Origin of the sequence: Paenibacillus nuruki, from assembly GCF_963311185.1 — a bacterium.
Classification (GTDB): domain Bacteria; phylum Bacillota; class Bacilli; order Paenibacillales; family Paenibacillaceae; genus Saccharibacillus; species Saccharibacillus nuruki.
The window spans coordinates 2,474,428-2,497,190 of sequence record NZ_OY725677.1; the positions used below are offsets into that span (position 1 = coordinate 2,474,428).

General features: G+C 40.2%; 27 protein-coding genes. 2 read left to right on the top strand and 25 right to left on the bottom strand.

The annotated features are described in order from the left end of the window. Window positions 1–147 precede the first annotated feature (147 nt). Window positions 148–1,098 carry a copper amine oxidase N-terminal domain-containing protein gene (locus RCP16_RS10830; protein ID WP_308642397.1) on the top strand — a complete coding sequence of 317 codons (951 nt, stop codon included), beginning with the start codon at window positions 148–150 and terminating at the stop codon, window positions 1,096–1,098. Window positions 1,099–1,255: 157 nt separating this feature from the next. On the opposite strand, the gene RCP16_RS10835 is transcribed toward RCP16_RS10830, so the two are convergent. The 5 genes from RCP16_RS10835 to RCP16_RS10855 form a co-directional block, all read right to left on the bottom strand. Further along, a complete protein-coding gene (locus RCP16_RS10835) occupies window positions 1,256–1,543 on the bottom strand; it encodes a barstar family protein (RefSeq protein WP_308642398.1) in 288 nt (95 codons plus the stop codon). A 95-nt stretch (window positions 1,544–1,638) separates the two neighbouring features. Further along, a complete protein-coding gene (locus RCP16_RS10840; RefSeq protein WP_069327827.1) occupies window positions 1,639–2,079 on the bottom strand; it encodes a ribonuclease in 441 nt (146 codons plus the stop codon). Between the two features lie 371 nt (window positions 2,080–2,450). Beyond that, window positions 2,451–2,771: a cupin domain-containing protein gene (locus tag RCP16_RS10845; RefSeq protein WP_273593651.1), complete on the bottom strand. Its 321-nt coding sequence runs from the start codon at window positions 2,769–2,771 to the stop codon at window positions 2,451–2,453. Window positions 2,772–2,843: 72 nt separating this feature from the next. Continuing rightward, complete coding sequence (locus RCP16_RS10850; RefSeq protein WP_308642399.1) at window positions 2,844–4,046, bottom strand: MFS transporter; 1,203 nt, start codon at window positions 4,044–4,046, stop codon at window positions 2,844–2,846. Window positions 4,047–4,338: 292 nt separating this feature from the next. Next, window positions 4,339–5,457 carry a glycerol dehydrogenase gene (locus RCP16_RS10855; RefSeq protein WP_137222477.1) on the bottom strand — a complete coding sequence of 373 codons (1,119 nt, stop codon included), beginning with the start codon at window positions 5,455–5,457 and terminating at the stop codon, window positions 4,339–4,341. Between the two features lie 402 nt (window positions 5,458–5,859). On the opposite strand from RCP16_RS10855, the gene RCP16_RS10860 reads away from it, so the two are divergent. Further along, the gene (locus RCP16_RS10860) at window positions 5,860–6,357 is read left to right on the top strand and encodes a YhjD family protein (protein WP_273593649.1); all 498 of its coding nucleotides are present in this window, start codon (window positions 5,860–5,862) and stop codon (window positions 6,355–6,357) included. Between the two features lie 222 nt (window positions 6,358–6,579). Here RCP16_RS10860 and RCP16_RS10865 read toward each other — a convergent pair whose 3' ends face one another. From RCP16_RS10865 to RCP16_RS10960, 20 genes are all read right to left on the bottom strand, one after another. Continuing rightward, window positions 6,580–6,831, bottom strand: coding sequence for a hypothetical protein (locus tag RCP16_RS10865; RefSeq protein ID WP_308642400.1), 252 nt, complete (start codon window positions 6,829–6,831; stop codon window positions 6,580–6,582). Between the two features lie 135 nt (window positions 6,832–6,966). Further along, window positions 6,967–7,296 carry a hypothetical protein gene (locus RCP16_RS10870; protein WP_069327821.1) on the bottom strand — a complete coding sequence of 110 codons (330 nt, stop codon included), beginning with the start codon at window positions 7,294–7,296 and terminating at the stop codon, window positions 6,967–6,969. Between the two features lie 273 nt (window positions 7,297–7,569). Then, window positions 7,570–8,139, bottom strand: a complete 570-nt coding sequence (locus RCP16_RS10875) for a xanthine phosphoribosyltransferase (RefSeq protein ID WP_069327820.1) — start codon at window positions 8,137–8,139, stop codon at window positions 7,570–7,572. Window positions 8,140–8,220: 81 nt separating this feature from the next. Then, window positions 8,221–9,399: a glycosyltransferase family 4 protein gene (locus RCP16_RS10880; RefSeq protein ID WP_273593648.1), complete on the bottom strand. Its 1,179-nt coding sequence runs from the start codon at window positions 9,397–9,399 to the stop codon at window positions 8,221–8,223. A gap of 103 nt (window positions 9,400–9,502) precedes the next feature. Beyond that, window positions 9,503–10,315, bottom strand: coding sequence for a Cof-type HAD-IIB family hydrolase (locus RCP16_RS10885; protein ID WP_308642401.1), 813 nt, complete (start codon window positions 10,313–10,315; stop codon window positions 9,503–9,505). Between the two features lie 19 nt (window positions 10,316–10,334). Then, on the bottom strand, window positions 10,335–11,090 hold the full coding sequence (locus RCP16_RS10890; protein WP_308642402.1) for a pseudouridine synthase: 756 nt from the start codon (window positions 11,088–11,090) through the stop codon (window positions 10,335–10,337). Between the two features lie 5 nt (window positions 11,091–11,095). Next, entirely contained in the window at window positions 11,096–12,751 is a 1,656-nt protein-coding gene (locus RCP16_RS10895) for an RsmF rRNA methyltransferase first C-terminal domain-containing protein (protein WP_308642403.1), read from the bottom strand. A gap of 227 nt (window positions 12,752–12,978) precedes the next feature. Next, the gene (locus RCP16_RS10900; RefSeq protein WP_308642404.1) at window positions 12,979–13,458 is read right to left on the bottom strand and encodes a DUF309 domain-containing protein; all 480 of its coding nucleotides are present in this window, start codon (window positions 13,456–13,458) and stop codon (window positions 12,979–12,981) included. After that, a complete protein-coding gene (yjbM, locus tag RCP16_RS10905; RefSeq protein ID WP_069327814.1) occupies window positions 13,442–14,266 on the bottom strand; it encodes a GTP diphosphokinase in 825 nt (274 codons plus the stop codon). Before yjbM ends, RCP16_RS10900 begins: the two co-directional genes overlap by 17 nt. Before the next feature lie 52 nt (window positions 14,267–14,318). Beyond that, window positions 14,319–15,413: a quinone-dependent dihydroorotate dehydrogenase gene (locus tag RCP16_RS10910; RefSeq protein ID WP_083243496.1), complete on the bottom strand. Its 1,095-nt coding sequence runs from the start codon at window positions 15,411–15,413 to the stop codon at window positions 14,319–14,321. Between the two features lie 214 nt (window positions 15,414–15,627). Beyond that, on the bottom strand, window positions 15,628–17,040 hold the full coding sequence (locus RCP16_RS10915) for a L,D-transpeptidase (RefSeq protein WP_308642405.1): 1,413 nt from the start codon (window positions 17,038–17,040) through the stop codon (window positions 15,628–15,630). Window positions 17,041–17,280: 240 nt separating this feature from the next. After that, the gene (locus tag RCP16_RS10920; protein WP_069327812.1) at window positions 17,281–17,523 is read right to left on the bottom strand and encodes a ferredoxin; all 243 of its coding nucleotides are present in this window, start codon (window positions 17,521–17,523) and stop codon (window positions 17,281–17,283) included. A 210-nt stretch (window positions 17,524–17,733) separates the two neighbouring features. Continuing rightward, window positions 17,734–19,023 (bottom strand): DNA polymerase IV, encoded by a 1,290-nt coding sequence (locus RCP16_RS10925; RefSeq protein ID WP_069327094.1) that lies wholly within the window; start codon window positions 19,021–19,023, stop codon window positions 17,734–17,736. Between the two features lie 202 nt (window positions 19,024–19,225). Beyond that, window positions 19,226–19,660 carry an immunity 26/phosphotriesterase HocA family protein gene (locus RCP16_RS10930; RefSeq protein ID WP_308642406.1) on the bottom strand — a complete coding sequence of 145 codons (435 nt, stop codon included), beginning with the start codon at window positions 19,658–19,660 and terminating at the stop codon, window positions 19,226–19,228. Between the two features lie 59 nt (window positions 19,661–19,719). Next, complete coding sequence (locus RCP16_RS10935) at window positions 19,720–20,166, bottom strand: DUF6386 family protein (RefSeq protein WP_308642407.1); 447 nt, start codon at window positions 20,164–20,166, stop codon at window positions 19,720–19,722. Between the two features lie 91 nt (window positions 20,167–20,257). Beyond that, entirely contained in the window at window positions 20,258–20,605 is a 348-nt protein-coding gene (locus tag RCP16_RS10940) for a hypothetical protein (RefSeq protein WP_308642408.1), read from the bottom strand. A gap of 11 nt (window positions 20,606–20,616) precedes the next feature. Next, window positions 20,617–20,994 (bottom strand): hypothetical protein, encoded by a 378-nt coding sequence (locus RCP16_RS10945; RefSeq protein ID WP_137222454.1) that lies wholly within the window; start codon window positions 20,992–20,994, stop codon window positions 20,617–20,619. A 42-nt stretch (window positions 20,995–21,036) separates the two neighbouring features. Next, complete coding sequence (locus RCP16_RS10950; protein WP_308642409.1) at window positions 21,037–21,411, bottom strand: hypothetical protein; 375 nt, start codon at window positions 21,409–21,411, stop codon at window positions 21,037–21,039. Window positions 21,412–21,424: 13 nt separating this feature from the next. Then, complete coding sequence (locus tag RCP16_RS10955; protein ID WP_308642410.1) at window positions 21,425–22,045, bottom strand: SMI1/KNR4 family protein; 621 nt, start codon at window positions 22,043–22,045, stop codon at window positions 21,425–21,427. Further along, the gene (locus RCP16_RS10960) at window positions 22,038–22,760 is read right to left on the bottom strand and encodes a metallophosphoesterase family protein (RefSeq protein ID WP_308642411.1); all 723 of its coding nucleotides are present in this window, start codon (window positions 22,758–22,760) and stop codon (window positions 22,038–22,040) included. Before RCP16_RS10960 ends, RCP16_RS10955 begins: the two co-directional genes overlap by 8 nt. Window positions 22,761–22,763: the final 3 nt, after the last annotated feature.

The following is a 22,763-nucleotide window of genomic DNA, read 5'->3' on the forward strand; positions in this document are numbered from 1 at the left end:
CACTTTCTTATAGGTAGAATCTACATTTCTATATACTTACGTAATAACAGAATAGAGATTAATCATAGGGACAAACTTTAATATATGTTATATTTTATATAATACAACAAGAAACATCCATTATTTCAGCAAAGGAGAATATCACCTATGCCATTTAGCAACCTACATATCAAGTTATTAACTACATGTATTCTCACTACTGCTCTACTTTCAACCGCTACTCCTTCTATTTCTGCTGCCACTAAGCCTATTGAAGTCGTAACTGCAACAGGAGTCGTTCCAATCGATGTCCCTCCTTATATGTTCAAAGGAACAGTAATGGTATCTTTACAGACCATTCAACAGATTCAACCTTCTGGTATCCGATTAACTTGGGATCAGACGAAGCAGACGGCTACACTTCACTATACCGATAACGCTCAATCTCCATTACCGTTTCAAGTCGGAAGTACTTATGTTAATGTCGATGGCAAACATGTAACACTTGCTCAACCTGTAATCATCCACAACAAGCGTGTTATGGTTCCTTTACGTGCCATTAGTCAATTGATGGGATTATCTGTACAGTGGGATGCCAAGCAGAATCGTATCGTTATTGGAAATAAGGATCGTCCATCTCCATCTATTACCTCTACAGATTCTATAGCACAACAATTAGCCGTAGCACGTAGACATACCCTTAATCTCAAGCAAGTTATGGTTCCACCTGAATTGCCTAGCATGGGGCTAATGACAGTAACTTCTTATTTTCCTGTAGGTGTATCGAATCGGTATTTTCAAGATAATGGTGGGCGAATCGTTTATTATGAAGTTCAGAATAACAAAGCCCAACAAATCTGGGCTGCTACGTATGACGATACGAAGCCAGCGATCAATAAAAACCTTCTATTCCTGCCTCACCAGATCACTAAAGAAATTGGTACAAGACCTACAGTATCTAAACCTTTGGCTTATTACAAGGTCAATGCTTCTGTAGACAATCTTTTCTACGGTTTGATAGATATTAATGGAAAAGAGCAAGAGATCGGACGAGTAGATGCTTCTTCGACAAAACAAGCTTTACCCGTCATAGAGCAAGAATCAACTGATTTAAAATAATAAGCTTTGCTCATAATATTCTAACTCTCAGCACTTCTATAGCAATCTAACTGTAACCAAATACAAAAAAGCTGTGCTCCTAAGAGCAACAGCTTTTCTTTTTACCTTCTTAGTGATGTATGAACTCTCTATATTTGCCGATCCGAATCTTCTATATTTACTCTTCCACTTGATCCCTTACCCATATCCGGAATCCATTGCCTTCCGCCTGAGCTTCTTCTAGGACACCTAGTACTTGATCGGCTTTGTCGCCTAGACGTTGACGGCTTACATCATAGTTTAGCCATTCCATCTGTAGTGGCAATTCGATCATGCCTGTTAAGCAATCCCATAGCGCATCTAGATTTTTTCCATAAAATTCAGGCAGTTCTAACTTCTGTTGGAGTGTCTCGTGTAGTTCAGCGATGGTATGAAAATCCTCGCCATTAATTGTTACCATTTTCATCTTTAATCATCCTTTACATCCTAAAGTGCTATTCACAGCGATATGCCAGAAGCAATGATCTGCTCTGGCATACGCTTATGAACAACGTTTATGTTCTACATTTTCGTAAATGAAGCATAGTGATCTGTTGTTTTGTACACTAGACCGTCATTGGAGTACAAAATACGATCGGAGTTACGGAAGCCGGAAGTGTAGTTGATATCTGCTTCACGCCATGTGCGTCCACTTGCTGTTGGAAGTAATCCTTCACGGTTGCTGAATACATCTCCACCAATACTTTTACCTGGAGCGACTGTTGCTAAGTTTCCTTTAGAAGAAACCCATCCAAGTGCAGATGCTTGTGATTTCGTAATAAAGTTACATGGCAATGTTTTGTTCGCTTTGATGTAATTCGATACACCTGTGAACGTGTTGATAATTGTACACGTTGCTGCTGAAGCTTTTTCTGGCTGTGCAACAGGTGTAACTTGTGAGCCGGTAAAGAAGACAACCGTTAACATGAGTGCAAGTAGTGCTGTGGACAAAAATCTTTTCATTTTCCAGCCTCCTATGTAGCTCGTATTGGATGAACGTTGTTAACTTATAACGTCATATACACATTATAGGTAACAAGTATTCTCTTTACCATTTATATCACACAATTTTGTTTAAAATTTTAAATTCAATCGATTTATTTGTAAATTTTTCTAAATATAACGTAAAATGAAAGTAAAAGTAACTCTTATACCCATCTAATCTTCATCTATTCTTAGAAATAAAGGTTACATTCACATGCCTATTTATTTTACCATATCAATCCAGCGAAATCAGGGATACCTCTATATGTTCTATTGGTGCACCCTCCTCGAATAAGGATATAAAAATAGCTACCTCTTCACCAAGTGTAAAGAGATAGCTCGATCTTTATTTACAATTTTAACAAATCTTCTCGAATCGGAGTAAACACGTCCAACAATGCAGAGTCTTCTTCAAGTGCAATTACTCCGTGTAACGCATTCGGAGGAATATTAATCGACTGTCCTTGTGTGACTGTAGTCTGCTCATTGTCGATCGTAAATGTGAATGAACCACGCAGACAATAACTCATCTGTTGATGAGGATGTTGATGCTGGTATCCTTCTGCGCCTTTGGTAAAATGAACTTCCATCATCATTAAGCCACCATTGGCATTCAGAATACAACGTTTTACCCCTGGTTCTGCATCTTCCCATACCCCTAGATTACTCATATCTATACTGCCTCCTTATTCGTATTGAACAGTTTTCATGATTTGATCTAGTCTAATATAGTTTGGACTGCTTTATACTTTGATTGCTCCATCTGCATCTGTACGTTTCCATTTGCGATAATTGCCCATAATAATGAGTAACAGAATTAAGAAAGCCAGCGCATAACTTGCGATCAACATCAAAGACAATTGAATCGGTGCACGATCCAAGGTATAGCCGATCAGCACAGGGAATACAGCATTACCGAAGCCTGCAAATCCGGTAATCAGACTGGTTACGGTGCGTGCCATATTAGGTAAAGTATGATTCGCATAGACCATCGTAATCGAGTACACACCTGACATCGTAAATCCTAACAATGGTACTAATAGATAGCCAGCCCATTCTTGACGGAATACGAGAAATGCCAGCAGAATCAATAGACTCAGTGACATACTGATCAATAGGAAGCGACTATAATTCACCCGGCGAATAATCCAACTGGTTGCCAGTCGCCCGATAACCATGGCTCCCCAGAACGCTCCAATACTAATCGAAGCATAGTATTCCGAACTGCCAAAATAACTAATAAAGATAGAAGATAAGAAATTATTCAGACTACCTTCTATTCCACAATACACAAAAATCATCAACAAAAATATGCTTAATAACACTATTTTATGTCGTCCTGTTACCGTAGCTGAAGGTGCAACTTCTACGGCATCGACCGCTTGATTGGATGATGTCTCTTCTTCTCGGGAATATTGAATACGCATCCATACAATCCCCATCACTAGCGAGATCAATCCAGTAACTGCAAATACCCATTGCCAGTGCCCTAGTGCAATAAAACCGCTTGCAAAAACAGGCATACCGAGCGCCCCAAGACCGAACGATACTTCCAAATAACTCATCGTCACCGCTCGCCGACTCACAAATTTCTCCATCACGAGAGCCGCTACAACAACTTCAATCGCAGATACACTGAGACTGTTAAAAAAGTTCAATATTGTAATCCATGAGTACTCTGGTAAAGTGAGCATCATACTCTGGGTGACCGCAATAATAAGCGCTGAACTTGCCAGTGTAACCTTTTCGCCAAATCGGTGCATCATATAAGCAGACAATGGAACTCCGATCAAGAATCCAATCGAACCGATAAATACCAGTGTTCCACCCTCCGTATAACTTAGATTATAATGCCCCAATAACTGCGGCATAATCGCTCCAATGGTAGTCACCACTAATCCTGCTAGAAAATACATCAGATACGATGCCAATGCAAACTTCTTCATATCAACAACCTTTCCTGCACTTACGCAACCATCTTTATTTACTGGATAAAAAAATACGTTTTCTTCTCTATATTCTTATATCCTATCTTTTCTACCCTATCAGAAAATGTCGAATAATGAAAGTAGAAAAGCCTTCTTTCACCAAATGAATGGCAAAAGAAGGCTTCTCATTTATCCTATAAAAATTCTTACGATTATACACTGACTTCTATATTATAAAGTGGATGCACTACATAGTTACAAATGTACCACTATATGCATCATTCAAAGTGTAATGTATTAAACTATAATTTTATTGATTTTTTAATTTAGCTTTGTATGCTTTGGAATATTGATCCGCCGCAATAATCGCATCTTTCACATCAGCCGCAGTCACAGGGAAAGGCAGATTATGAGCCGTCTCATCTGCTTTGGTCGCCGCTTCAGCTACACGATAAAGATCTTCATCGCTTGCATCTTGTAAATGTAGATCTTCCAATGTCACCGGCAATTCCAAGCTGATATAGAAAGCAATATAACGTTCGATTTCTTGAATAGAACGTTTTTCAAGAGCTAACTGTGACAACGTACCAAAAGCGACTTTCTCACCATGTGTCATATGATGAATTTCTCCATCCAATACAGTGAATCCATTATGGATAGCATGTGCCGCAGCTAGACCTCCACTTTCGAATCCAAGTCCACTGAGTAGTGTATTGGCTTCAACTACCGATTCAAGCGCAGGTGTAACCACTTTACGTTTAACTGATTCATAAGCAAGTACACCATAGTCGAACAATACTTCTTCGCATTTACGAGCAATCGCTTCAGCCGCAATCGTTGTTAGACCGCCTGCCATGGTTGTCGCGCGAGCTTCAATTACTGCTCTAGCTTCTACCCATGTTGCTAGTGCATCTGCTATACCCGAAGATAAGAAGCGTGGTGGTGCGCCGGCAATCGTTTTGGTATCGACTAGAATCAAGTCAGGATTTTTGTTGTAAAATTTATAACTTTCAAATACCCCTTCGTCTGAATAAATAACCGAAAGCGCACTGGTTGGTGCATCAGTAGACGCTGTTGTTGGGATAATAACGCTGTACCCACCCAACTGATCGCTGACCGCTTTGGCGGTATCTAACGTTTTACCACCGCCTACACCGATAACGATCGTTGCCTGACCTTCTTTACCAAGTCCTGCTAGACGGTTAATCTCATTTGTTGAAGCTTCGCCGTTAAATACGGCTTTGGTGTATTGTACGCCAGCTTTGTCCAAACTTTCCAATACACGGTTCCCTGCTATATCCCAGACAATATCATCAGCAATAACTAATGCTTTGCCATCATTAATGCCTTTGACGTATTCTCCTGCCTTGTCGGTAACATCTCTACCCTGTACGTATTTTCCCGGGCTGATAAATATGCGTTCTGTCATGAAGATCTTCCCCTTCCAATTCATCAAATAGTTGGTCGAATGGATCCTATTACTCCGCTATGTACCTGAATGTGTACTTCCCTATATTGTAAATGTTGCTCACTATTCATCTTGGTTATTAGGAATCGGCAATGGCGGATCAATAGTCTCTTCTTCTAATTTCACCAAAACTGACCTTTATGAACACTAAGAAGGTTAGCTTTCGGCTTTTCAAAGTAGATAATGATGTTGATTATAAAATATAGATGATCATTGTCAAATAGAGTATTCCAAAAATATGAAATTCTGCTAACAGCGAATATTATTTTATTTTGTTCGCCTTTTTTACGAACAAAGTATTGCATCTTTACAAGTTATGCCATATAATAAGAACATAAGTTCTTATACTAGGTGGTGATATGAATGGCTGTATTTTTATCTGAAGAAGAGCGATCTCTGGTAAAAAGCTATCTGCTGCTTGTTTATATTCAAAAGAAATTTGATCGTGATGCAAAGTCGTTAGAAGAAAGTGATCAATTGCCGTCTGCCGGATTATATATGGAAGTGATTCGTAGCGGTATTGACCGCACTAATCTATTGTTGTCAGAAGTTCGTCGTGATCTGCGTAGTCATAATTTACGGTTATATGAGATTAATCAATCTCCTACTCATATTGAAGCTCAGATTCTTTGTAGTGGTCATCATGGCGTATTTCAGTTAGGAATAACTGAATTTCATCAAGAAGCGAATGAACGGATGCGTGCTTATCTGGGATTGTCTCCTGTTCCAGCTACTCATACACCTTCGTCTTATGAAGATCAAGGTTCTCCACATCCTGCAACAGTGTCTAATAACACGAAGCTACGGGAACCTTCTCGTTATTCAGGTTATCGTCCTTATCGTACAGGTACACTTGGTTAATTACAGTTATTCTAGGGGTTACTATCTAAATACCGTCTAGATTCGATATCCATTGATTTTAGTGAAACCACACATTTCGCTAGTCTGCATTTTCATTCAACTCCTTGAATGGCTTTTATATAATAAAAGCATCTATGATCTCTGTCTTGTGGGCAGATGTTCATAGATGCTTTTTTGTGTGACTTTATATAACTCTTTGACTGCTTTTATTTGGATGATGCTTTATTCCTCAGATGCTGGCTGAATAGTATCGTCCATTTCATCTAGCGGACTCCGGCGTTCTTCTTTGGAAGGTTGATAGATATAGCTACGACTTAATTTAACAACGTTACGGTTAGGACGGCGAATCAGTACCTGCTCATCATCCCATGCTACAACGATGCCACGAATATCATTTTCTCGAATATCATCACGCACGACACGGACTTTCTCACCGGATACACGGTATGCATCTAATTCATCATCTGTAATCATCAATTCACCCTCTTATTGGTTATATTTATCTGTACAAAAAAAGACCTAAATGAAATCCCATTTAGGTCTGATAATTTGTTGAAATGTCTGTAGATTCTAGTTGACTGTAACGACAAAGGATTTTCCTAAAGCGGATTAACGCTGTGCAGGTTCTTTGGTATCGTTTTTCTCGAACCAAAAATCAAGCACTTTAGCTGACATCACACGTTGTTCTACATATTCTACTTGGTGAGCTGAAAATTCTTGCTCCCATGCAAAATCCAGGTCTTTACACAATCCTACAATGGTCAACAGTTCTGACCAGGCAACATAGCGTTTATACCAAAAGAACTGAGGATGTTCAATCATATAGGGATACAGGTCATCAAATTCAGTGTGCTTACAATCCAAAGCACGCTCGAAGTGAATTTTTGCATCGGCTAGTTTTTTGATGAAGAACTCTTCAGTAATCGGTTCTTTCCCCATTGGTCTGCCTCCCCTCGATAACATATCTTTATTATAAGACAAATATACCCCATTTGGAAAGAGATTGCTCACATTTTCAACAAAAGGTTCAAGATATTTGTAAATGTAGTGACAATTGCGCTTAGATCACCAAGCACGAATATGGGTTATATTGTAACATATCGGAATCTGCTTTACCGAATATAAGACTTTGTTGCAACAAATCTGATTCAACTAGAACTTATTTGTAATTGTCTATCTATACGGTAACTACGTGTATGATACCACTTTGGATCACCCGAATGTAATTTGTCCATCTTGAAGTGAAGTGATTTTGACCAGTGAATCCAGACGAATATTCTGATCACGAATCGCTTGTGCTCCACTTTGGAAGCATTTCTCGATTACAATACCTACGCCTAGCAATGTTGCACCGGAGCGTTCAATAATGCGAATCATTCCGCGAGCGGCATCTCCATTTGCGATAATATCATCAATAAATAGAATACGATCTTGCTCGGTCACAAATTGACGGGACAGCATAATATCGGTCACAATCCCTTTGGTAAATGAAGGCACACGCTCGATCAATGAATCGGGATCAGCAAGCAATGTCTTTTTACGACGTGCAAACACAAGCGGTACACCCAGTTCAAAAGCTGTTGTGAAAGCGACCGGAATCCCTGAAGATTCAACGGTAACCACTTTGGTAACCCCTTCTGTCCGGTACAAATCCGCAAACTCTTTGCCCATACGCATAATCAGTTGCGGATCGACTTGATGATTCAGTATGGCATCTAATTTTAGTACATCGTTAGACATAACTGATCCTTCTGCCAAAATACGTTGTTTTAATTCTTCCATATTCTCCGTCCCCCATCACCGGTATTCTGGTGCTTCTTTAGTGTCATCATATCATGTATCAAAGCTGTGATTTACTTTTTTCTATTCTGGCTCATTCGGTAATACCGATAACTGAGACATGGATTCTACTGAATTTTCAGGTTGAAATTCCAAATATAACTTTTTGAGTTCATTGACGATGTGACTTAATGAATATTGTGTTTTGGCTTTTTCCCAGCCTGTGCGTGCCAATTCATAACGATACGAAGGATCATTGATGACTTTTTCAAGCGCATCTGCAAGCAACTTTTCATTTTCCGGTGGAACTAATAATCCATTGACACCATCTTCAATCTGCTCGGCTATACCACCAATATCGGTTCCAACTAATGCTAACCAACAAAGGGCTGCTTCAGCAAACACGGAACCAAATGCTTCAGCACGCGAAGGCAGAACGAAAATATCAAAGAAAGGCATAAATTCTTCTGGATGTAAGGTATATCCATAAAAAATCGTTTCTTCATAAATACCTAACTTTTTCGCTAAGTCTTCAAGATCAGTACGACTTGGACCATCCCCGATAATATGCAGTACATACGCTTGTCCACGCTGTTTGAGAAGCGCGCAAGCCTCAAGTAGTGTGTCTAGACCTTTCGCAGGGACAAGGCGACATACGGTGATAAGCTGAGCCACTTCATTTTCATGAGCGATCGGCTTGAATCGTTTCTCATCGAATCCATTCGGTAACACTCTGACGTGCTCAGGATGATCTAAAAAAGGCGCTAAGTATTGACGGAACGAATGAGATACCGTCATCAAAATATCTGTTTTATGTTCTAGTTCTCGGTACAATGATGTCAAAAATTGATCTTCCAGTCCACCACGTTCGATTTTACCATTCAAAATCAGTTCACGTTCATAACTGGAGTGAATGGTCTGTACCAGCGGCGTATCTGGAAATACTTCTTTCATCACCATACCGACTAATGGATGATGAGAATGGATAAGATCATACGGTTTATTCAATCGCATTTTTGCCCACCAGCGGTAATCTTTATACGTCTGAATATACTTCGTTACTATAGGACTTTCACTATAGATCGTCCAATCAAACGTTTCAAAAACAACGTCTTCTTTTCCTTTATTGCGAATCCGTTTGGGCAAAGAAAATAATTCCATTTCCCAGCGTGCAGAACTGAACCGTTCCTGCAAATAAGGGATCATGGACGATACGCCCCCTGGCTGTTCAGGAGGAAAAAACAAAGCTTGCAACAATCTCAAAATTGTTCCTCCTTCCTGTATGCTGATAATTATTGATTGTACCATGTATTGAAGTCAACCAACACAACAAAACCGCTCAAAATACAGAGCGGCTAACCAAAATTTAAACAGATATCAGTCCATGCTTGACCAAAATGTGATGAATACCATCTTCGTTGTTAGATAACGTAACCTCATCTGCGGCGGCTTTGACTTCAGCAGGAGAATTATCCATCGCAACCCCAAGTCCTGCATACGTAATCATCGAAAGGTCGTTAAAATAATTACCAATCGCTATCACTTCCGAAGAGCCGATCCCTTTACTTTCAGCAAGTGCTTGTAGCGAAGACCCTTTGGAAGATTGAGGATGCATGAGGTCGATAAAAAACTCACCACTCCGCAACATATTGAACTCTGGATTCCATGTTGTCCATTCTGCATAAGCTTGATCTAATTGATCAATTGTAGCAAAAGCACTTAGCTTGAGCACAGGCTCTGTAAATTCACTCCACGGTGGTAATACTTGAGGCGTCATTAGAAAGTTATCATACATTTTACCTGCATCTGCTTGTAATGTATCAATTGAATCCACGTACAACCCAAATGCTGTATTGATATCAAAATGGATATCATGTTGCTTACAGTACTGAATATAGGGATCAAGCCCTTGCGCGGCTAACGGAAATTGATGCACAATCTCTCGGGTACCTGCATGAACAGTGGCTGCCCCATTATGGACAATCACATAACCATCTTCGTGTAATCCGAGTTGCTCCATATATGGAATCGAGTTAATGGGTGTTCTACCTGTGCAAAATACGATCTCCACGCCTTGAGAGGCTACTTGCTTGATCGATTGTGCGGTCTGTGGTGAAATCTCATGATGATCATTTAAAAGAGTTCCATCCATATCGAGTGCAATTAAACGGTATGTCATTGTTCACCTGTCCTTAAATTTATTGTTCAGTTCCTCGTCCAATCTGAACTAACTCTTCATCGGTAAGTTCACGGTATTCTCCAGTTGGGAGCGTCGGATCTAGTTGTAAAGCGCCCATAGAGACACGCTTGAGGAATGTTACTTTTTTGCCTACAGATTCGAACATGCGTTTTACTTGATGGAATTTGCCTTCCGATATGGTAAGGCGGATCTGGGACATGGTTCCTTCTGGACTTGGCGTGTGATTAAGAATTTGTAATTCAGCAGGCAACGTTACATAACCATCTTCAAGAGTAACCCCTTTGCTAAATTGAACGATATCGTCTTCGGTCACTTCTCCCAGTACGTCAGCTTCATACGTTTTGGGAACGTGTTTGCGTGGAGATAGCAGTTCATGGGCTAATCGACCATCGTTGGTGATCAGTAACAACCCTTCAGTGTCTTTATCCAAGCGACCGACAGGAAACGGTTCAAATACCTGATATTCGATATCCAATAAATCCACCACCGTAGAGTCATGACGATCCTCAGTAGCTGAGATTACTCCTTGCGGTTTGTTCATCAGCAAATAAATGTATTCACGATAATTCACTTGTTCTCCATCAAATTCTAGCTTTTCTTGATAAGGATCGATCTGTAATCCGCTATCTTTGACAACCTCATCATTGACTTTGATGCGTCCTTGTTTGGCGGCACGTTTGAGTTCGCTTCGTGTACCGTAACCTAGATTTCCTAATATTTTATCTACGCGTTGCTTTTTAACTGATGTTTTCATAAATTTTATGTCCATCTCCATCCTGCTGGATATTCATTTTTGAGCATACCCTCTAACCATTTTCCCCATCCTACCGAATAACCGTCAATACAGACTAATACATAGCCTTTAGGTGGAATATCTGTAGCACGTTCTACACGTTGTTCTTCGATCGTTAATGTTTCTCCTTTTAAGTAGGAAATAGCTTCAGTGGTGTTTGATTGAAGCTGGATACAGCGCTTGGCTTCAGTAGTCTGAAGGGCTGTAGCAAGAGCATGAGACGGTGTAAAGCGTCCATTCTTTATCGTACCGACAAACCAACCCGGTCTGACCACTTTAAGCCCTTTGAGTTGCTGTTCTGTTATCGGTGATTGATAAATACGTCCACCAAAATGAATCCAGTTCTGCGACCATACTAGATTCAATTCACGATCTGTAAATTCTTGAATCACTTCTGTCATCGACAATGATTCATTGTGATCGCTCGATGGAGTTTTTGCATCGGAACGATAGTCTTTGCTTTTTTTACCTGAACGACGATCACTTTTCCAATCGTGTTGGTCTTTCGTAGATGGTCGTTTTTCGGCACGTTTCGGTTTGTCCGTATATGTTTTGGAGAATGTAGACTGTGGGTTGATATTCATCACAGGATGATTTGCTACAGGTTCCGCTTCTCCCTGATGATCCAGCACACAAATATAATGCCCTTCTCCTTCGATTAGATGTGGCCATAATCGAGCACTATGCGCTGTCTGTTCGAGTGATGCTGTCGATACAGGCTGATAAGATTCATTATGATCTACATCCAGAGCAGTCCCACTCAACATGGAAGTACCTGCTTGTAATTCATGTTCTACTTGCTGCGCCCAATCACTATGACCGGGTGCAAAATGTTCTGCATTTTGTAGTGGAGTTACTTGGAATTCAGCATGCTGATCTAGAAATACAGCGATACTACGCTCATTTTCCTCAGGTGCAAACGTACACGTCGAATATACGACTCGTCCACCGGGAGCTAACATTTTAGCTACAATATTCAAAATATCTTGTTGCATCATTGCACAGCGTTCAACCGAATGATTGACCCACTGGCGTGCCATATCTTCATCTTTACGGAACATACCTTCACCTGAACAAGGCGCATCGACTAATATTTTGTTGAAAAATCCTGCAAACTGCTCTGCGATATGATCGGGTGTCTCATTCAAAACGACGGCATTACGAACACCGTATAATTCCATATTTTTAGCAAGGGCTTTGGTACGATCTGCACTGATATCATTGGTCACTAATACCCCTTGTCCTTGTAGAGCCGCTGCAATCTGCGTAGACTTGCCTCCAGGAGCGGCACATAGATCAAGTACCCGATCACCCGGCTGTACATCTAGCGCTTCCACAGGAGCCATAGCACTAGGCTCTTGAATATAGTAAAGTCCTGCATGATAATATGGGTGCTTACCCGGTCTTGTTCCTTCTTCCACATAATATCCGGTAGGACACCACGGAATCGGACGTAATGCGAATGGTGTTATATGTTGAAAATCCTGATCGGTGATTTTGAGTGTATTGATGCGTATGCCTGCATGAGGTGATTGTTGATAGCTATCCATAAAAGACTGGAATTCATCACCGAGCAAATCTTGCATCCGCTGCACGAATAGCGGCGGGAGTTGCAAAGCCATATTGGGTCGTTCTCCTTTAATTGAGGTTGATAATAGATCGATTGATCTGTATACATCCAGACAAACGTCATTTTATTTTACCATAGTTTAAAGCTACTCATACCAAAAAGCTTGCCATAGTGGCAAGCTTAGTGTGTACGCTTATACTTCCAAGCGCTCAAAGTAAGATATTTTGCTTCGCAAAAATCACTTTTGATTGGACTGGGTCGCGCTTTGACTGCCAAGCGCTAGAGTTCTTTCGATTTGGGACCTCGTTCGTAGCCTGTGCGTAACGGTAGATTCGGTTGAATGGTCTGATACGCTTGGTCTACTTCTTTTTGCAATAATAGGTCTGTGATTTGGATATTGAGGTCATAGAAATCAAAAGGTTGTTCTTGATAATGTTCTAGTCGCTCAATATACAATTGCACATCTGCCATTAGTTTTTCCATATTAATGCCGAGTGCATGATGTTGATACGGCAGTAATTTGTTATAACTGCTTTTCATCATTTTGACAGCACCAGCGATTTTATTATAGGTATGATTCACTGTTCCATTACGGAAATGAAAGAGTGCAACTGCAATTTGTAGCAATCCCTGATATACCGGTTCTCGCTGCTTCTCCAGCCATAACTCTTCCAGCACTTCATGACATTCAAAATAATCGCGATCCCGATTAAAGTAGACCAGATATGCTACATACAGCGGCTCAAAATTGGCTTTCATCTTCTTCTCCACTTACTTTAACTGACTCTGCTCGAAGCATGACTTTGATATCGCTGGATAATTCTTTGAGCCCTTCAAAATCATGTTCTTGCCATAATTCATCAAACCGCTTGCGGAAAGCAATCGCTTCTACAATCAGATGGAAGAAGTACAACTTGTGGATATCCGTCAGAATCCGATGCACAATACTGGAATCATCTTCAAAGCTTTTCTGAGCGGATAAAATATCTTCACGAATACTGGACATTTCGTTATCAAGCACCATCGCCGCTTCCGCCGCTGTTTTGAGTCGACTACGAATATCGTCCGGTAGACTGTTATGGTATTTATAATTCAAAGAGTGTTCAATCGTTGCCCAGAAATTCATCGCAAGTGTACGAATCTGAATCTCAGCAAGCACCATTTTTTGTCCGAAAGCGGTCTGCACCGGATATTCAGCAATCATATGGAAGCTACGGTATCCACTATCTTTGAAGTTAGTAATATAATCCTTTTCATATAACACTGTTAAATCTTTGCGAGAACGTACATACTGGGCAACCCAACGAATATCTTCTACAAATTGGCACATGATACGGATGCCGGCGATATCCTCGATTCCAGTTTCAAGTTCATCCATCGGTACATCTAGACGTTTGGCTTTATCCAGAATACTCGATATTTTTTTGACACGACCGGTTACAAATTCAATCGGTGCATATTCCTGACGCTTTTTAAGTTCTGAACGCATTGTTTTGAACTTGACCTTTAATTCTTCAACCGCTTGCTCATAGGGAAGCAAGAATAATCCCCAGTCTCTTCCGTCCATCTTCATGCCTCCTTAGTCTATGACCTCTTCCTTGAGTCGAGGGTATATTGGATTAATGATGATCTGCTCCCACTGCCTGGGAAATGTGTGTGAATCCGTCACGTTGCATACGCTCCCGGATATCCATATGTATCTTCCGGGTCACTTCCGGTCCTTCGTAGATAAATGAAGTATAAATCTCGACCAGACTAGAACCCGCTCTGATTTTGTCATAAGCATCCTGTCCTGAGAAAATGCCTCCACAACCTATGATTGGCAGTTTACCTTCAGTCTGACGATACACTTGAGAAATGATTTCTGTGGATCGCTTGGTTAGTGGTCTGCCGCTTAGTCCACCTGCTTCACTCGCATGCTGATGAGTCAATCCATCACGAGATAGCGTAGTATTGGTAGCAATTAGACCTGCTACACCACTTGCAGCAATCGTATCCACCATATGTTCAAGTTCATTATCGTTGACATCCGGTGCAATTTTGACCAGTACCGATTTGGACATGCCATTTTGCTTCGCTTGTCGTTTCATTTCACCCATCACTTGTCTGAGCAAATCTTTTAATTCATCACCATGCTGCAAGTTTCGCAGATCAGGTGTGTTAGGTGAGCTAATATTAACTACAAAAAAATCAGCATATCGATACAATGTGCGAATACACGTTTCATAATCGCTAGCTGCATCTGCATTAGACGTTACTTTATTTTTACCGATATTGACTGCTATAGGAATAGGTCTTGAAGACAATGAACGCAGTCTTCCTGCCATAGCAGCTGCCCCTTCATTATTGAAGCCCATTCGATTCACCAGCGCTTCATCTGAAGGCAAGCGAAACAAACGTGGCAATTCATTACCGGATTGTGCTTTGGGTGTTACTGTTCCGACTTCCATAAATCCAAAGCCTGACGCAGACAATCCTGGAACAGCCTGAGCATTTTTGTCTAACCCTGCCGCAAGACCAACAGGACTAGGAAATGAAAGTCCAAACAATTCAGTCGTCATATCTGGTGTACTTGTCACCCCATACATCGACTTCATAGCAGCTAATGTGCCTGGTATACGCACTCCCGCGCCCAGACCTCCAATAACCATATGATGTGCTTTTTCCGGGTCCATCCGAAATAACATAGGTTTGAAAACATTGCGATAAAGCAAGTCACATTCACTCCGTTCCTGGCATTTACAAAAAGCCTTTATGCATGAATGTATAAGGAATACAGTATATTAACCTGTACATTCATTCTCTATACCAGTTTATCCTGTTCTGTGACAAAAGAAAAGCGCTCTTCTCATTTGAAAAGAGCGTCCACTGTGTACATAAACTCAAACGGTCTATAATGAATCAAACCAGTGACTACAAGGAACCATCCTAATTCAACCAATGATAATGACGGGAAGGATCAGTCTGATCTTGAGTGCGATTTGTCTTGAAACGTACAGTCGGTATCGCAGGATCACCCGGCAACACATTACTATCAATCGTCACTTTGGTACCTAACGGAATCATATCGAATAATTCTTCAACATCGGCTTGATCCATCCGTACACAACCTAGCGATTCATCTTTCCCAACACTATCCGGATCATTGGTACCATGAATAGCATAATTTGTATCGGATAACTGCATACCCCGACTTCCAAATTCTCCTTTGGATTTACTATTTGGATTGATCACTTTAATGGATACTCTAAACGTTCCTTCAGGCGTTTTGCTTCCACCTAGACCGACTTCATAATTACGTAAAATAATCGATCCACTTACAATCGCCAAGCGATGCTTTTCTCTGTCTACGATCACTTCAAGGGGCTTTGTAAAATAAGGATGATTACCAAGTGTAGAGGAGAAAGCTTTGTCTCCTCTGGTACTTTCACTATCACCTGTAATTTGTCCCGGACGACTTTGCCATTTCTTCAATGCTGTAAATGTGCTATTCATCGTATCCGAACTACCTGCTAACCAGTTACCGGGAAAAGGAGCATCCAATTGATTGATCTGTGCCGGAAGATTCCCTTTAGCTGTAATATAATTCGTAATCGCAGTCTGCATCACAATCCATTGTTCTTGTTGCTGTACCCATGCCGCAGATTCATTAGTATAACGTTCCAGTTCTCCCGGCTTGCACTTACAAGCTTCTGGATCATACGATTGTAGATCGATTTGTCCGGGTTGCTTGGTTGCAGCCATTGTATATAATACAGGCATATTGTCTTTCCATATCAACCAATCATCTTGCTTTTCCATACCTAGTACTGAGGCTACTTGAGGTGCTGTTTGGAACAATTGTTGTTGCATATACTTGGATACCGCCAATAATGAAGCATTGCTATGAATCCCCGATGCTTCAGCTGTAAAGCTAAGAGGCACAGAGTATCCTTTGAACGTTTCTTTCGATTGTTTTTGAGAGGCTACCTGAGTAGGTGACTTGGTTGGTTGAGAAGTCAAGTGATCTGCAAGAGGATCATCTGTTGCGTGAGGAGCGTCTACAGAACGTAACATAATCAGAAAAAGCAATAATAATGCGAATAAGCTACGCCGCCAACGACGTATTTTATGATCTCTTTTTTCAGCCATCTCCATGAGCTTGGCTTCATAATCTTTCAAAATATCAGCAGGGACTTTGCTATGTTCAAAAGCTTCGTATACATCTCCAGCTTTGTTGTAACAGTAATTAGCTTTACCCATTTGCCCATCTGCTTCATATTCTTTACCTAACAAATACCAGCCCATTCTGTTGTTGGGATGCATTTTGACATATCGCTTTAGATAGAGTAGATTTTTCATTCATTACCTCCAGCATGGACACTGCGCTCCAATATTCTATATTTTCTCTATAGTATGTACCATTTAGGGATAATTACTTTAGATTTAAAATGTACTACAATATTATTTATATCGGCTAATCTGTGTATTTCTTCAAGGGGCTTTAATAAAGATGATAAAAGGCGTTGAGAGACACATATGTGCCTCTGCAACGCCTTTTATTCGGACCCTGTATTTATGATATTATAAATACAATCTAAATTATTCAGATTGAGCGAAAGGCTCATCAGCAATTTTGATTGAATCTGTAGGGCAACCATCGCAAGCATCTTGCAAGTCATCGTACATATCGTCTGGAATTGCCATTATACCGCGGTTAGCATCACCATCATAAATCACTTCTGCCAAACCTTCATCATCATAATCGTAAACGTCTGGAGCTGTTGCTCCACAAGCACCACAAGCGATGCATGTATCTTTATCAACCCAACTATATTTCCCCATCTTTATATATGCCTCCTATCGTTACTTACCAGTTGTCTTTTTGAGAACCGACACCAGTGTACATATACTCACAATATAATATAAAAAATCGATAATTTCAAATCAATAACCAGAAATTTCCAATACACAAATTGTAACATACCTCTTGCATTAATCCAAGATTCCCTAAAATTTAAACTATATTTTTTTATTTTAATGTCTATTTATCGTCTATTCTTCCATACCTGGTAAGATAACTCCATCTTTTTGCAGCGAAGTTCCTCTGATTTTGTGATTGCGAATCAATACCGAAGGATCATTACCTAACATGCCTGCTGTCAAAATTGCACTTTCACCAAATTTGTCACGTAATTTATCCATTACTTCATTTAACTGTTCTTTGACCGGTTGACGACTATAATCGAACAAATCCATTTGTAGAGCCGCTTCTTCTTTGGGTTGCAAATTCTGAAGAGATACACCCAGCAATCGTACAGGCGCACGATCTCCCCAATGGCGATCATACAATGCGCAAGCTTCACGATAGACTTCATCAGCGGTTTCTGTAGGAACAGCCAGCGATTTGGAGCGGGTGATCGTTTTCATATCCGGTGTACGAATCGTAATCTGAATCGTCTGTGCTATTAATTTCTGACGACGTAATCGGCGACACACCTGATCACTTAGATTGAGCATTACTCTTCTGATATCATCACGTGCTTGAATATCTGCGGGTAATGTTGTGGTATGCCCTATCGACTTACTGACTTCACGATCAATCTCAACAGGCGAATGGTCAATACCGTTAGCCGCTTGTTTGAGCCAGCTTCCCATTACACCAAATCTAGCTGTTAAGCGAGCTTCATCTGCCGCCGCCAGTTGTCCAATCGTGCGAATACCCATATCTACCAATTTGGCAGATGTTTTACCACCTACACCAAATAATTGTCCACATGGCTTATCCCACAACAACTTGGGCATATCTCGTATACGCAAAATCGAAATTCCTTTAGGCTTTTTCATATCAGAAGCCATTTTTGCCAGTAATTTATTAGGAGCAATCCCTATCGAACACGGCAAATGCAATTCGTCCCAGATCCGTTGTTGTAGCTGTTCAGCAATCTGTGGAGGTGTACCGAATTGACTTGAACCGGTGATATCTAGATAACATTCATCAATGGAGGTTGCTTGCAACATTGGCGTATAACTATAGGCAATATTCATAAATGCCATCGAGTATTGTTTATACAAATAAAAATCAGGCGAAATTAAGATCAGATTCGGGCATTTTTGCAAGGCTTCTCTAACTAACATACCTGTTTTGACGCCACGATTTCTAGCTTCATACGATGAAGTTACCACTATTCCTTTACGAAGTTCAACACTACCCGCAACAGCAGTTGGTTTTCCTTGATATTTGTCAGGTTCTTCCGCCGTATGAACAGAACAGTAAAAAGCATTCATATCCACATGCAGAATGACCCTTCCTTTGGCAGGGTAGTAATTGGCATGATGCCTCAAGCTGATCATCCTCCTTGCCTGTGTAGAGTGTACCCTGCTCCCTTTGCTCGATAATCCGAATCATTTACAATAAATATCGTATGGTTTTATTATATCGTAACTGTATCATTTAGCCTATCCTATCCATCTAAAAATAAGTACAAACGTTCGACATTTTATTATGTATGTATTGGAGCTGAATAGAGATGAATCAATTTCAACCTTATGGATACTGAGCCAGATACTTTTGTACTAATTCATATCCTGCTACAGCAAGTGGAGGATAATCTTGTAATTCACTGATTTCAAGTATTCTGATGTAGTCGTCATTATGATATAGATGGTTAGAAACGGAGAAATATTGCAACGACGCTTGTTCAGCCGATAATGGAGCATAATCGATGATTTGCCATGTTCCTTTTGCAAGTAATTTAGAGGCGGTAACGATCATGGAGAAAGATCCTCGATAATTTGTAAAGAAAAGATACTGTTGTTCCCCGTGATAGACTTCATCTTCTTGAATAGAAAGCACACCAAATGAAAATACCTTTTTAAATCGTTCATACAGAGCACTAATCACCTGACAAATCGCAAATCGCTGATCATGCATTGGAATCACAAAAATATCGCCTGTTTTATACTTTACCTTTTTAAACATCTCCTAACTCCTTTTTGCGTTTATTAATACGTCCACTGATGAGCTCATCTCCTTATTACTTATCCTATACGAATCAAATCTTTGAACTCGTTCGTAGCTTGCTGATGCTCAGTCCGTAACAGAGCAAATTCAATCTGTTGTTCATTTCGTGCTATTTTCAAATGATAGACACCAGGTTCAAGCGTTATATACTGTCCACTGTCTCCATCTTCAGGTTCTAGATCGCCACCTGTTACATTTTCTGCTGCTCCTGCATACAATTGACCCGAAGAAACATTGATCCACAATTGTACGGCTGGTTGTTGTATATCTTCTACCTGTTGCATCGTGTATAAGCCATCTGCGCCTACATTGAGAAAAGCAACATTTCCTAAATTCACTTCTAGTAATTCATCTTCAGGAATAGACCACCAATCGGATGTATCTTCTAACCGATGTTTAAGGGCTTGAAGATCGTAAATACACAATGTAGCTGTGTCTGTCATGACTTGAATTTGGTTAGACATTGGATTGCTCCTCTCTTGGTTATACTCATTTCATAATGTGCACATCTGATCCTGATTACAATCTCATCTCTTCCAGTACTCTTATGATCATTTACAATTCAATCCACTGATCTTCGGTAGAAATAATTGTTTGGATGGTATCAATCATTCGCCGTACAGGTGCGTCATGTCGATGAAACAAACAATAAATATACACTTCGCCTTCGGCTATAGATTCAATGGCTAGCTCAGCCTGCTCCACTTGAATCTGTGCCACATGCGGCCACTCTGTATGAGAAGGATCTGTGATAACCAACCCATCGTCTACCTGCTCTATCACCATATCACCCAGATCTAACGTAACCAAATCCTGTCTTAACTGCTCCATTAACTGCTTGGCTTGATGTTCTTTACTTATGCTATCATGTTCTATACATTGAATACCGTATTCCCAACCCACGATGACTCACCTCATAAATTTCCGAAAATAATAATCTCATCTGCCCATTCCAATTGAATCTCTAACCATGTAACTAATGAGCGGATAAAAGCTTTCAGTTCACGATCTTTGGTCTGATAAGCTTTCATTTCGGCTAATATATTGGTCCAGAGTGCTTTGGCGATCGGATTAAATCCTGTTGTATCAAAGTATCCATATCGATCTTTGGTCACCGGATCAACAATAGGATAATGCTTTTTCAGATAAGGCATCAAATAATCAAAATCACCCGCATAAATAAAAACAGAATCGGCTTCAATCTGATTCCACTTTTCACCATAACGCGCAGGCAATAATTCATATCCTAGTAGTCCATCAGCTTTACTATGCTTATAGGTAATAGCTTTCATTGGTACACCCTCATTTCTTATGAAATGACATCTGTTTGCAATTTACTTTTCACCAGAATATGGAAACGGATACATGTACGACTTCATCCATTGTTGAGTCTGCTCGTGAGTGGACGACTTCACATAGGGTTGCTCTTGCTCTAGACGCTTCAACTTTTCCTCAACAAATGTTTCATTCATCAGAGACGATTGATTATAAAATGAAACCGAACTTTCAGCCATATCACTTGCTTTCATCATTTTATAAAGTAGACTATTCAGCGAATCACTACCTGCATACAATAGTGAATCTGTTTCTTCACAAGCAAATTTCAGATACAACATTGCTTTTTGAAAAGCAACAATCTCCGCTTGATTAACCTCTATCGTTCGCAACGGTCCATCCCGCTCATCGTCTTGCTCTATAAATGGATTCATTTGCACCCACCTCCTACCTGCTTGGATTCAATAACGATTGATCTAACCAGAGTTCATACCAGTCCAAAAAATGTAAGCGATTGGGATTATCAAAATAATGATCTGGATATATTCCTCCATCATTGAATCGATCATCTACCCATATTTCTCCGTAACTGTTCCCTCGTACAATCAAATTAATCGATACACCGCAACCATAATTACTAATTCTCAGCATTCCATCTGCCCATTTGGCATCATACATAGCTTCTTCATCAATCTCATCTTCTGCTTCTTCCTCAGCAAGCAATAGATTCCACGATTCAGTAAACCGAAAATCAGCTGAAATATTTACCAGTCCGAATGCTTCATTTTTATCATCTAAAGATTCATAGATGCCATCTGCTAGCCGTTCTAATCCGTAATAAGGCCCTGCTCCACCATCACCGATCTGTAATAAAAACGCTCGATAATCCGCAGGTAATGTAATTTGATGTTGTTGTTCAAACGCAATGATTTCAGCTTCAGTTTGGACAGTATTTAGTCGATACTGATGATGAAAAGCACCAAATACTTGAAATGTACTATCCTGTATCCGCAATTGCTCCAACTTATCATGGATTCGTATGAGTTGAGTCTGAATATGCTCACTCATTATGTATAATCTCCTTTCGATCTGAAATAACAAAAAGATCGTTGTAAAGTAACCGCTGACGATCCGGTAACTGTACATCTTGATGGAAATGACCAAAATACCATTGTTGATAATCCAATCGATTCTGAATATGCTGAAAATAATCATGCATCGGATCAGCAACCACTTCTGTTGCATAATGTTGTTTTATCCACTCTAAGCTTTGATAAGTACACGTATGAGTGATCACAATATCCACTTTCCAATGATGTTTTTCAAGATTAGCCAGACCTAATTGATATTCATCTTCACTAGGCATTTCACGAGCCCACCATGACTTTCCTTCGCTCCGAAATGCTTGGTCATGTGAAGCAGCCCCTCCAAATGTAAAAAAGGTTAATCCTTCTATCTCATACACTTGTCCGCGCATCAGATGTAATACACTATTATTGATTCGATGCACCAATCCGCCTTGCCATGATTCTATCGGGTATTGTTCTAGCAGATCAAAGTTTTCGTGATTTCCATCTATAAATAATGTTGTAAATGATTTGGTCTGATCTAGCCATTTCAACCAGTATTGATCTTCTTTGTCTCCGTTCCAGATCAATCCAAAGTCACCTGCTATGATCACTACATCTTGCTTATTCAACTTCTTTTGCTCGGGAAAATTCCATCTGTTAAATCGTGTATTCACACTATGTGTACCATGAATATCGCCTGTGATATAGATCATCGT

Excerpts from the sequence above, each read along its gene's own strand:
- RCP16_RS10830 (WP_308642397.1), top strand. The coding sequence starts at position 148 with ATGCCATTTAGCAACCTACATATCAAGTTATTAACTACATGTATTCTC.
- RCP16_RS10835 (WP_308642398.1), bottom strand. The coding sequence starts at position 1,543 with ATGAAAATGGTAACAATTAATGGCGAGGATTTTCATACCATCGCTGAA.
- RCP16_RS10840 (WP_069327827.1), bottom strand. The coding sequence starts at position 2,079 with ATGAAAAGATTTTTGTCCACAGCACTACTTGCACTCATGTTAACGGTT.
- RCP16_RS10845 (WP_273593651.1), bottom strand. The coding sequence starts at position 2,771 with ATGAGTAATCTAGGGGTATGGGAAGATGCAGAACCAGGGGTAAAACGT.
- RCP16_RS10850 (WP_308642399.1), bottom strand. The coding sequence starts at position 4,046 with ATGAAGAAGTTTGCATTGGCATCGTATCTGATGTATTTTCTAGCAGGA.
- RCP16_RS10855 (WP_137222477.1), bottom strand. The coding sequence starts at position 5,457 with ATGACAGAACGCATATTTATCAGCCCGGGAAAATACGTACAGGGTAGA.
- RCP16_RS10860 (WP_273593649.1), top strand. The coding sequence starts at position 5,860 with ATGGCTGTATTTTTATCTGAAGAAGAGCGATCTCTGGTAAAAAGCTAT.
- RCP16_RS10865 (WP_308642400.1), bottom strand. The coding sequence starts at position 6,831 with ATGATTACAGATGATGAATTAGATGCATACCGTGTATCCGGTGAGAAA.
- RCP16_RS10870 (WP_069327821.1), bottom strand. The coding sequence starts at position 7,296 with ATGGGGAAAGAACCGATTACTGAAGAGTTCTTCATCAAAAAACTAGCC.
- RCP16_RS10875 (WP_069327820.1), bottom strand. The coding sequence starts at position 8,139 with ATGGAAGAATTAAAACAACGTATTTTGGCAGAAGGATCAGTTATGTCT.
- RCP16_RS10885 (WP_308642401.1), bottom strand. The coding sequence starts at position 10,315 with ATGACATACCGTTTAATTGCACTCGATATGGATGGAACTCTTTTAAAT.
- RCP16_RS10890 (WP_308642402.1), bottom strand. The coding sequence starts at position 11,090 with ATGAAAACATCAGTTAAAAAGCAACGCGTAGATAAAATATTAGGAAAT.
- RCP16_RS10895 (WP_308642403.1), bottom strand. The coding sequence starts at position 12,751 with ATGGCTTTGCAACTCCCGCCGCTATTCGTGCAGCGGATGCAAGATTTG.
- RCP16_RS10900 (WP_308642404.1), bottom strand. The coding sequence starts at position 13,458 with ATGAAAGCCAATTTTGAGCCGCTGTATGTAGCATATCTGGTCTACTTT.
- yjbM (WP_069327814.1), bottom strand. The coding sequence starts at position 14,266 with ATGGACGGAAGAGACTGGGGATTATTCTTGCTTCCCTATGAGCAAGCG.
- RCP16_RS10915 (WP_308642405.1), bottom strand. The coding sequence starts at position 17,040 with ATGAAAAATCTACTCTATCTAAAGCGATATGTCAAAATGCATCCCAAC.
- RCP16_RS10920 (WP_069327812.1), bottom strand. The coding sequence starts at position 17,523 with ATGGGGAAATATAGTTGGGTTGATAAAGATACATGCATCGCTTGTGGT.
- RCP16_RS10930 (WP_308642406.1), bottom strand. The coding sequence starts at position 19,660 with ATGTTTAAAAAGGTAAAGTATAAAACAGGCGATATTTTTGTGATTCCA.
- RCP16_RS10935 (WP_308642407.1), bottom strand. The coding sequence starts at position 20,166 with ATGTCTAACCAAATTCAAGTCATGACAGACACAGCTACATTGTGTATT.
- RCP16_RS10945 (WP_137222454.1), bottom strand. The coding sequence starts at position 20,994 with ATGAAAGCTATTACCTATAAGCATAGTAAAGCTGATGGACTACTAGGA.
- RCP16_RS10950 (WP_308642409.1), bottom strand. The coding sequence starts at position 21,411 with ATGAATCCATTTATAGAGCAAGACGATGAGCGGGATGGACCGTTGCGA.
- RCP16_RS10955 (WP_308642410.1), bottom strand. The coding sequence starts at position 22,045 with ATGAGTGAGCATATTCAGACTCAACTCATACGAATCCATGATAAGTTG.
- RCP16_RS10960 (WP_308642411.1), bottom strand. The coding sequence starts at position 22,760 with ATGATCTATATCACAGGCGATATTCATGGTACACATAGTGTGAATACA.